A 1,431-nucleotide genomic window follows, 5' to 3' on the forward strand; every position below is an offset into this window, starting at 1 on the left:
GCGCATCGGACGCTTCCACATCTTCGGCAATCTCTTCTTCGTCATCGAACTGCTTGCGCCCGTAGTACAGGTCATCGTCAAGCAGCTTCTCCGTCTTCGCAACGATCACCGCAGTGTTGGCCGCACCGGAAACGTTCAACGCGGTACGGCCCATGTCCACAATCTGCGAAATCGGCTGGGTGATCGCAATAAACGGCACCGGCAATCCAACCGCGGTGAACAGCGACGTTGCGGTAATCGTCGCCGTTCCAGGAACACCAACGGTACCGATGGATACCAGTACCGCAATCACCACCAGGAACAGGTACTGTCCAGCGGAATAATTGAGACCTTGGGCGTTCACGGCGAACACGGCCAACAATACTGGCCAGACACCGGCGCAACCCGGCATACCAAGGTTCGCACCGATGCCTGCCACGAACGAGGAAACCTCGCCCGGAACACCGGCACTACGAAGCTGACGCACCGTGACGGGAATCGTACCGATGGAGCTTTCGGACGTGAATGCGACCACTCCAGCCGGCCAAAAAGCCTTGAAGAAATAAATCGGATTCAACCGGGTCACACCGGCAAGCAGCAATGGTTGCACCACGAAGAACTGCAATGCCATGACGATGTAGGCGACAATCAACACGGTCACCAACGGCAGCAATGTGGCAATGTCGCTGTTGCTGACGGCGGCGGCGATCAGAGCCAGCACCGCGTACGGGGTCAGTCCGACGATGATCTGCGTCGCCTTGGAAAGCACCACATTGCCGGCGTCGATGAATGTCTTGAAAGGCGCGATGGCCTCATGGGCTTTGGCCGTCACATTGGCGGAATTGTAAGCGACCGCGACAAGGATGGCGAACAGCACGATCGGCACGACCTGGTTGTTCACCCAGCTGTCGGCAAGGTTGTGCGGGAACAGCGCGACGATCGTGTCCAAGACCGCGGGCACTTCGTGCTTCTCATAATTCGTCGGCAACTTGTATGCGAATCCCCGACCAAGATGAATCGACTGCGCGATCGCCAGCGTGAGCAAAGCGGCCGTCGCGGTGTTCAGCAACAGGAAAAACACCGTTTTCACGCCAATGCTTTTCAACCGAACGGATTCGCCAAGGTTGGTGATGCTCGCGATGATGCTGAAGAACAGCAACGGCACCACAATCGCGGAAATCACATTCGACCAAACAGTTCCGACCGCGTTGACAAAATCAACATGGCCTTTGAACACGATTCCGAAAACGATGCCTAGAACGGTGGCGAGCAGCACACGCGGGGTGAAACCCGCTTTTTTTGACACGCTCAACCACGCTAAGCCTGCAAACAGCACCGCGGCGACGCCAAGCGCCAGCCAGTTATAAGCCACGTCCGACATTCAATCTCCCCTCTATGCCATTAACAATGGTCAGGGGGCCAATATAAACATTGACGGGCGCATTACACGCA

General features: G+C 56.6%; 1 protein-coding gene. It reads right to left on the reverse strand.

All coding sequences use genetic code 11. The annotated features are described in order from the left end of the window. A partial coding sequence (locus B3C64_RS04525; RefSeq protein ID WP_291534030.1) for a dicarboxylate/amino acid:cation symporter occupies positions 1–1,360 on the reverse strand: 1,360 nt, incomplete at its 3' end. Positions 1,361–1,431 lie beyond the last annotated feature (71 nt).

Source organism: Bifidobacterium sp. UBA6881, from assembly GCA_002451435.1.
Lineage (GTDB): Bacteria > Actinomycetota > Actinomycetes > Actinomycetales > Bifidobacteriaceae > Bifidobacterium.